Origin of the sequence: Streptococcus pseudopneumoniae, assembly GCF_001068775.1 — a bacterium.
Classification (GTDB): Bacteria; Bacillota; Bacilli; order Lactobacillales; family Streptococcaceae; genus Streptococcus; species Streptococcus pseudopneumoniae_N.
Map to the genome: position 1 here is coordinate 1 of NZ_JWAJ01000109.1, position 8424 is coordinate 8424.

Genomic DNA, 8424 nt, shown 5'->3' on the forward strand with positions numbered 1-8424 from the left:
GTCTTCCCTTATACTCGTCCAAAGGGAGTAAAGGGGAACTTAAGGCCTAGTAATTTTGTTTATAATGCAAGTGATGACTCTTATATTTGTCCAGAGAATCAAGTATTAAGCTATCACACTACCACTCGAGAAGTATAAGAGTAATCCGAAAGTATGTGTTGCCTGTCCTTTATTATCCGTTTGTACCCAAAGCCAAAATCATCAAAAAGTAGTAACGAGACATGTCTGGAAAGATGCCCTTGAATTTTGTGAGGAGATTCGTCACCAAAGAGAAATGAAAGAGCTCTATAAGAAGCGCAAAGAAACAATTGAACGGCTCTTTGGGACGGCTAAGGAGTATCATAATTTGAGATACACTAGAGAGAAATGAAAGTCCAAAATGGAGGATCAGGTTGGGCTTACTTTGGCGTGTTTAAATATCAAAAAACTGGTGAAATGGATAGGAAATATCCCTTTTTATTTTTCTCAAATACAGATTTTCGGATGGAATATCAGATGATGAGACAACATATTTTTGAAAAGTAAAAAAGACAAACGCCAAAAATGACGTTTGTCTTCGTTCTGAAATCCTAAGTTTTCTCTTAGGATTTTTCTTCTTTTTTTGATAAAATAAAGGTAGTATGGAATGAACATTAGATGGTTTTTTTACTACTCTAATGAACGGAGAATAAACTCGTATGCGTATTAAATGGTTTTCCTTGATTAGGATTACAGGCTTACTCTTGGTACTCTTGTACCATTTTTTTCAGACGGTTTTCCCAGGAGGTTTCTTCGGGGTTGACGTCTTCTTCACCTTTTCAGGTTTTCTAATTACGTCACTCCTGTTAGAAGAATTTGGACAAAAAGGTAAGATTGATATCCTAGGATTTTTCAGGAGACGTTTTTATCGTATTTTCCCTCCAGTCGTCTTGATGATCCTGGTCGTTATGCCTTTTACTTTCTTGGTTCGCCAAGATTATATAGCCGGGATTGGTAGTCAGATAGCTGGTGTTCTTGGTTTTATGACTAACTTCTATGAAATGTTAACAGGGGGAAGTTATGAATCGCAGTTCATTCCTCATTTGTTTGTTCATAATTGGAGCTTGGCGGTTGAGGTTCATTACTATATCTTGTGGGGCTTGGCGGTTTGGTTCTTGTCCAAGCAGGTAAAATCATCTGGACAATTAAGAGGGCTTGTCTTTCTTATATCATCAGCTGTCTTTATCATCGGTTTTCTTTCAATGTTTATCGGTAGCTTTATCGTTAGTTCCTACTCGACGCTTTACTTTTCTAGCTTTACTCACGTCTATCCTTTCTTTCTAGGCAGTATTTTGGCATCTTTGGTAGGTGTTCGTCAAACGACACCTCTTCTCAAACGTTTGAATCAAACCCTAGACTTGAAACAGACCTTGCTAGTATTTGGGGCTGGTCTCGGAGTTTTACTCTTATTGACCTTCTTTGTGAAATTCAATTATCTCTTTGCCTACTTGCTTGGCTTCTTGTTGGCAAGTTTAGCTGCCCTTTTGATGATTGTTGCAGCACGAGTTTTACATGAGAAAACTCCGACGATTGAAGAACCCAAGGTAATTAGCTTCTTAGCTGATACCAGCTATGCTGTTTATCTTTTCCACTGGCCGTTTTATATCATTTTCTCTCAGTTGATGAGCAATCTACCGGCAGTGATTCTCACTACTATCTTTTCTTATCTCTTTGCAAGCCTTTCTTTCTATGTGATTGAACCTTTCATTGCCGGGAAGAACACTAGCTTATTGCAAAAGGTAAAAGAAATTCCGCATATTCAACCAATTTTTACGGGGAGCGTCGGTTTTCTTAGCTTGCTGACACTGATTGTGATGCTCATAGCTCCCCAAGTCGGTGCTTTTGAAACGGATTTGATGGTAAATGGCCTCAATCAAGCTCAAACCAATATTACCCGTACAAAAACCATGGCGGATCAAGCAGAAGCCAGTCGCTACAATATTGCCGAAGGTGTATCCATCATTGGAGATTCTGTAACCTTGCGTGCAACACCTGGACTTAAAGAGGTTCTACCAGACGCTCAGACAGATGGTCAAATAAGCAGAAATACCAAGCAAGCCAATGCTATTATGCTCAACCACAGTCAGAATAAAGTCCTCCCTAAAATAGTCGTTATTGCTACTGGAGTGAATAATCCTGAGGATTATAAGGCTGATATCGATTCTTTGATAACAAATCTACCTAAGGGGCATCAACTTGTACTTATAACACCTTATGAGGGTGATACAACTCAAGCAACTCAGCCTTATGTAGAACAATATGCTAGCTATGCGCGTGAAGTTGCTCAAAAGTATCCTTACATTGAAATTGCAGATTGGAACCAAGTATCCAAAGATAATCCAGATATCTGGAAAGGAACTGACCAGGTTCACTTTGGAAGTGATAATACCAAATTAGAAGAGGGTGCTAAGCTCTACGCAGAAACGATAGCATCAGCTATCAAGGCCTTGGCAGATAAGCCTGTGAAGTCAAAATAATATTTAAAAAGTAGAGATGACCGTTCTCTACTTTTTCTTTTTAGAAAGTACTTCTTAGAAAATAATTCATTCTCTAAGCTTCTCTCTCTAACCTATGGTAATATCGTCTTACTCTAGGTTGTTAGATCTTTGGGTAGTTTGGCTCAACTATGGCAATCTCTAGACTTTCGTTTTTATGGCGGATCACGTCTTGATTGGGAAAAACTTGCCAAATTGTCAGAATTATGAGAAAATAGGTGCAGTCAGAAAATGGAGGGAATGTAATGAGAGAAGACATCAAGATTAATGACCGTGCTTTAGCATTAGGAAATCAAATCATTGAAGTGCTCGAAAAAGTTTATGATACAGATGTAGAGTTAGATGTATACAACCTTGGATTGATTTACGAGATTGACTTGGACGAAAATGGACTTTGTACAGTTGTTATGACCTTCACGGATACTGCCTGTGACTGTGCAGAAAGTTTACCTATTAAAATTGTGGCAGGTCTGAAACAGATTGAAGGAATTGAGGATGTCAAGGTTGAGGTTACTTGGTCTCCAGCTTGGAAGATTACACGTATTAGTCGTTATGGGCGTATAGCTCTAGGGCTACCTCCACGATAGTTATCTATTTTGAAAAATACAAAAAGCAAGCTAGTTTAAGCTTGCTTTTGATTTGCTTATTTTTTACCCGATTGTTCCATATTCCAGAAATCTGTAACGGCACCACGTGATGCAGAAGATACGGTATGGGCATACTTGCCGAGAACACCACGGCTATAAAGTGGTGGCAAGGTTGTTTCTGCCTTGCGTTTTTCAAGCTCTTCATCGGAAACGTCCATGGAAATTTCTTTGGTATCTTGGTCAACTGTAACGATATCGCCTGTACGAAGGTAAGCAATTGGTCCACCATCCTGAGCTTCAGGAGCGATATGTCCAACAACCAGACCATAAGTACCACCAGAGAAACGGCCGTCTGTCAAGAGGGCAACCTTGTCTCCTTGACCTTTACCAACAATCATTGATGAAAGTGACAGCATCTCAGGCATACCAGGACCACCTTTAGGTCCAACGAAACGAACAACGACAACATCGCCATCAACGATTTCATCTGTCAGAACGGCCTGGATAGCATCTTCTTCTGAGTCAAAGACCTTAGCTGGACCAACGTGACGACGCACTTTAACACCTGATACTTTAGCAACCGCGCCATCAGGGGCAAGGTTCCCGTTCAAGATAATAAGCGGACCATCCGCACGTTTTGGATTTTCAAGTGGCATAATAACTTTTTGACCTGGTGTAAGGTCTGCAAAGTCAACCAAGTTCTCAGCAACTGTCTTACCAGTACATGTAATGCGGTCTCCATGAAGGAAGCCATTCGCCAAGAGATATTTCATAACCGCAGGCACACCACCAACTTCGTAGAGATCTTGGAAGACATACTGACCAGAAGGTTTCAAGTCGGCCAAGTGAGGCACACGCTCTTGGATCGTATTGAAGTCCTCAAGTGACAAGTCAACATTTGCGGCATGGGCAATGGCAAGCAAGTGAAGAGTGGCATTTGTAGAACCACCGAGAGCCATAGTTACAGTGATAGCATCTTCAAAGGCTTCACGAGTCAAGATATCAGACGGTTTGAGACCGAGTTCAAGCATTTTAACTACAGCACGTCCAGCTGCTTCTATGTCTTCTTTCTTATCAGCAGATTCTGCTGGGTGAGAAGAAGAACCTGGCAAGCTCATCCCCAAAACTTCGATAGCAGTCGCCATGGTGTTGGCAGTATACATACCACCACAACCACCAGGGCCAGGGCAGGCATTACATTCGAGACGTTTCACGTCCTCAGCTGTCATATCACCGTGGTTCCATTTTCCGATTCCCTCAAATACAGAAACCAAGTCGATGTCTTTGCCATCCAGTTTTCCAGGGGCGATAGTACCACCGTAAGCGAAAATAGCTGGGATATCCATATTGGCAATGGCAATCATAGAACCAGGCATGTTCTTGTCACAACCACCGATAGCCACAAAGGCATCCACGTTGTGACCGCCCATAGCAGCTTCGATAGAATCCGCAATGATATCACGAGACGTTAGAGAGAAGCGCATACCAGGCGTTCCCATGGCAATCCCGTCTGCTACCGTAATGGTTCCAAACTGCACAGGCCAAGCACCAGCAGATTTGACACCTTCTTTTGCAAGCTTACCGAAGTCATGCAAGTGGATATTACATGGTGTATTTTCTGCCCAAGTCGAAATGACTCCCACAATCGGTGTTTCAAAGTCCTTATCTGTCATACCAGTCGCACGAAGCATGGCACGGTTTGGTGATTTAACCATGCTGTCATAGATACTGCTGCGGTGACGTTTATCTAATTCTGTCATTTGTTCCCTCCCAATTCAGTTTGTATCATTATAGCACATTTTAAAAGCAATGAACAGAAGAAAATTCTTGAATTTTCAGAAAATTCTATACAGAAATATTTTCTTTAAAAATTTTGCATTTATTTCTTGACTTTATAAATTAAAGTGATATCATTTAGATATCAAATATAGGAGGTCATTCTGATGACTGAAAAACTAATCAATTCAAAACCAAATGGTGTAGTAGCATTGGTACTCATTGAGTTGGCACTCGTACTTGGTTTCCTTATATTTATAATGGGTGCTGGTTCGGAAAATATTTTTGGAATTATTATCGGGCTTTTATTAATCTTAATTTCAGCTCTAGCTCATGCTGGTTTAAAAGTTGTTAAACCTCAGGAAGCTCTGGTTTTGACCCTCTTTGGTAACTATACGGGTACCATTAAAGAACTTGGTTTTTACTTTGTCAATCCCTTCAGTATAGCGGTCAATCCTGCAAACCACACTCGACTAGGTCAAAGTGGTGATGTTAGCACAAAATCCCCTTTTTCAGGGATGAAATCATCAAATGGCAATGATGTAAACCTTGAAATTGGCAAGAAACAGATTTCCCTCAAGGTTATGACTTTGAGCAATTCCCGTCAAAAGATTAACGATTGCTTAGGGAACCCTGTAGAAATCGGCATCGCGGTAACTTGGAGAGTTGTCGATACAGCCAAAGCAGTCTTCAACGTTGATAACTACAAAGAATATCTGTCATTGCAGTGTGATAGTGCACTCCGTAATATTGTCCGCATCTATCCTTACGATGTGTCTCCGAATGTGGATACTACGGGTGATGGGCAAGCCGATGAAGGAAGTCTCCGTGGCTCTAGCGAAATTGTAGCTAACCGTATTCGTGAAGAAATCCAAAGTCGTGTAGAGGATGCTGGTTTGGAAATTCTTGAGGCACGTATTACTTACCTAGCTTATGCACCGGAAATTGCAGCTGTCATGCTTCAACGCCAACAAGCATCAGCCATTATTGATGCACGTAAGATGATTGTAGACGGCGCTGTAGGAATGGTTGAAATGGCACTGGAACGTCTCAATGAAGGAGAGTTGGTTGAACTAGATGAAGAGCGTAAAGCAGCAATGGTTTCAAATCTCCTAGTCGTTCTCTGTGGCAATCATGATGCACAACCAATTGTCAATACAGGAAGCCTTTATTAGAAATGGCAGAAGCTAAAAAAAAGCAAATCCCCCTTCGACTTTCGAATAAGCTATACGCTGCACTCGCATCATGGGCAGAAGATGACTTCCGATCAGTCAATGGGCAAATCGAGTATCTTCTCACCGAATGCGTCAAACAACGAAAAAAAGACGGGAAATACGTCTCAGAAACCATTGATGAAGCATTCGAGATTGATATTTAATCTATTTTCCTATCCAGCAGATTGGATAGGAAAATTTTTTAATCTTTTTTTGTCAAGTAACTTTACTTTACAAAAAAGTTTTGATATACTATTAAAGTTGATGAAAATCAAACCTAACTGAATTTATATCTTAAAAGGAGAAATCAAAATGGCAGTACCTGCACGTCGCACTTCAAAAGCGAAGAAAAACAAACGTCGTACACACTACAAAGTAACAGCTCCATCTGTAAACTTTGACGAAACTACTGGAGATTACTCACGTTCTCACCGTGTATCACTTAAAGGATACTACAAAGGACGTAAAATCGCTAAAGCTGCATCAGCTGAATAATAGAAGGGAGATACCATGCGCGTAAATATTACACTTGAACACAAAGAATCTGGTGAACGCTTGTACCTTACTTCTAAAAACAAACGTAACACTCCAGACCGTCTTCAATTGAAGAAATACTCACCAAAACTTCGCAAACACGTTGTGTTTACAGAAGTGAAGTAAGCATTCAATACGAATCAATACATAAGAAAAACGCTGATTCCAAGCGTTTTTTCTTTTGTTAATTTTACTATATTTCAGTTCAATCTCTACCTTTTTTAGATAAATATATCATTTAGATATTGAAATTAAGCCCTGCTATCATTTCGATGGCAGAGCTTTTTAATGTTTGGTACACTACCTTCTTATCTATATTTTGATGGAGCTGAAGTTGACATCTACAAAGTTTAATGTTAAAATACATTCAAAAATATATTTGAATGAGGTGTTTTATGATTCAAAATGTTGTTACTTCAATAATCCTGTATTCTGGGACAGCCGTAGACTTACTTATTATCCTAATGTTATTTTTTGCCAAAAGAAAAAGCAGAAAAGACATCATTAACATCTATTTAGGACAATTTCTAGGCTCTGTTAGTCTAATATTGCTAAGTTTACTTTTTGCATTTGTCTTAAATTATATTCCTAGTAAAGAGATTTTAGGTTTGCTCGGTTTGATTCCAATTTTCCTAGGACTCAAAGTTTTGCTTTTAGGAGATTCTGATGGAAAAGCTATTGCAAAAGATGGTTTGCGAAAAGACAATAAAAACCTGATTTTTCTAGTCGCTATGATTACTTTTGCAAGTTGTGGTGCTGACAATATTGGTGTTTTTGTCCCATATTTTATTACCTTAAATTTAGCGAATTTGATAGTGGCTTTACTTACCTTTCTAGTCATGATTTATCTCTTGGTTTTTTCTGCCCAAAAATTGGCACAAGTCCCTTCTGTTGGAGAAACTTTGGAAAAATATAGCAGATGGTTTATTGCCGTTGTTTATTTAGGATTGGGGATGTATATCCTGATTGAAAACAACAGCTTTGACATGCTATGGACTATGTTAGGCTAGGAGAAAATATTATGAAAAAAGATAGTATCTGCCAAGTGAATATTATAAATCAACAAAATGTTACAACCGCAATGAACTACCTTGAAAAGGAAAAAGTCCAAAAATCACTTCGCATTTTAACAAAGTTTACCGATAATAAACAGATAAATATCATCTTTTATCTCCTTGCTGTTGAAGAACTCTGTGTCTGTGATATAGCCTGTTTACTAGATCTCAGTATGGCATCTGCCTCCCACCATCTTCGTAAACTAGCCAATCAAAACATCTTGGATACTAGAAGAGAGGGGAAAATTATATATTATTTTATAAAAGATGAGGAAATCAGAGATTTTTTTAATCAACTAGGATAACAACTATTTTTACGTCTAGAGCGTTTTTGTGTTGTTTAAGAAAAATAGATAGAGGTTTTAGATAACTACACATATTAGTTTTTTTAAATGAGATTTAATCGATGATAACTAGAAAGGATTATTGCTAAATATCTTGTTTATTGCCAATTAAAAGACGGTAGAATCTTCATCCTACGGTGTTGTTGCTTTTTAAATGCAAGAAGTGACAGAAGGAAAATGTAGAAAGCACCTTTTATATTTAATAGGCAGGCGGAAGGTTTCAAGAGGAAAAACTTGGAACTTTGAGTGTACCAATTGGGTAAATTACTAGTACATTAGATATTTTATAGATTTCGAAAGTAAATTGGAAGGATTTTCAAATTATCCCCCCTGCAAAAAAGGCTAAATTCCCAAACTAAGTTCCACCGCTAGTAGAAGTGGAAGTTAGTCTGATAAAAATT

General features: G+C 38.8%; 10 protein-coding genes and 1 pseudogene. 9 read left to right on the forward strand and 2 right to left on the reverse strand.

Translation table 11 applies throughout. The annotated features are described in order from the left end of the window. The 3 genes and pseudogenes from ADF68_RS10545 to ADF68_RS06065 all read left to right on the forward strand — a co-directional run. Positions 1–499: pseudogene (locus tag ADF68_RS10545) on the forward strand (transposase); the annotation flags it as partial. 178 nt (positions 500–677) lie between these two features. Continuing rightward, a complete protein-coding gene (locus ADF68_RS06060; RefSeq protein WP_049549043.1) occupies positions 678–2495 on the forward strand; it encodes an acyltransferase family protein in 1818 nt (605 codons plus the stop codon). 263 nt (positions 2496–2758) lie between these two features. Further along, positions 2759–3100 (forward strand): metal-sulfur cluster assembly factor, encoded by a 342-nt coding sequence (locus ADF68_RS06065; protein ID WP_049549044.1) that lies wholly within the window; start codon positions 2759–2761, stop codon positions 3098–3100. A 56-nt stretch (positions 3101–3156) separates the two neighbouring features. Here ADF68_RS06065 and ilvD read toward each other — a convergent pair whose 3' ends face one another. Continuing rightward, on the reverse strand, positions 3157–4860 hold the full coding sequence (gene ilvD, locus ADF68_RS06070; protein ID WP_049549045.1) for a dihydroxy-acid dehydratase: 1704 nt from the start codon (positions 4858–4860) through the stop codon (positions 3157–3159). 183 nt (positions 4861–5043) lie between these two features. Between ilvD and ADF68_RS06075 the strand changes: the two genes are divergently transcribed. The 4 genes from ADF68_RS06075 to rpmG all read left to right on the forward strand — a co-directional run bounded on the left by ADF68_RS06075 (position 5044) and on the right by rpmG (position 6750). Then, complete coding sequence (locus ADF68_RS06075) at positions 5044–6051, forward strand: SPFH domain-containing protein (RefSeq protein WP_049549046.1); 1008 nt, start codon at positions 5044–5046, stop codon at positions 6049–6051. A gap of 2 nt (positions 6052–6053) precedes the next feature. Next, the gene (locus ADF68_RS06080) at positions 6054–6254 is read left to right on the forward strand and encodes a PTS ascorbate transporter subunit IIC (RefSeq protein WP_049549047.1); all 201 of its coding nucleotides are present in this window, start codon (positions 6054–6056) and stop codon (positions 6252–6254) included. A 148-nt stretch (positions 6255–6402) separates the two neighbouring features. Beyond that, a complete protein-coding gene (gene rpmF / locus ADF68_RS06085) occupies positions 6403–6585 on the forward strand; it encodes a 50S ribosomal protein L32 (RefSeq protein WP_000290417.1) in 183 nt (60 codons plus the stop codon). 15 nt (positions 6586–6600) lie between these two features. Next, positions 6601–6750: a 50S ribosomal protein L33 gene (gene rpmG, locus ADF68_RS06090; RefSeq protein ID WP_001265622.1), complete on the forward strand. Its 150-nt coding sequence runs from the start codon at positions 6601–6603 to the stop codon at positions 6748–6750. Positions 6751–6862: 112 nt separating this feature from the next. Here rpmG and ADF68_RS11430 read toward each other — a convergent pair whose 3' ends face one another. After that, positions 6863–6991, reverse strand: coding sequence for a FanG protein (locus tag ADF68_RS11430; protein ID WP_080979389.1), 129 nt, complete (start codon positions 6989–6991; stop codon positions 6863–6865). 28 nt (positions 6992–7019) lie between these two features. Here ADF68_RS11430 and ADF68_RS06095 point away from each other — a divergent pair, with 28 nt between their 5' ends. Both ADF68_RS06095 and cadX read left to right on the forward strand, forming a co-directional pair. Beyond that, positions 7020–7634 carry a CadD family cadmium resistance transporter gene (locus ADF68_RS06095; protein ID WP_049549048.1) on the forward strand — a complete coding sequence of 205 codons (615 nt, stop codon included), beginning with the start codon at positions 7020–7022 and terminating at the stop codon, positions 7632–7634. Between the two features lie 11 nt (positions 7635–7645). Then, the gene (gene cadX, locus ADF68_RS06100) at positions 7646–7984 is read left to right on the forward strand and encodes a Cd(II)/Zn(II)-sensing metalloregulatory transcriptional regulator CadX (protein ID WP_049549049.1); all 339 of its coding nucleotides are present in this window, start codon (positions 7646–7648) and stop codon (positions 7982–7984) included. Positions 7985–8424: the final 440 nt, after the last annotated feature.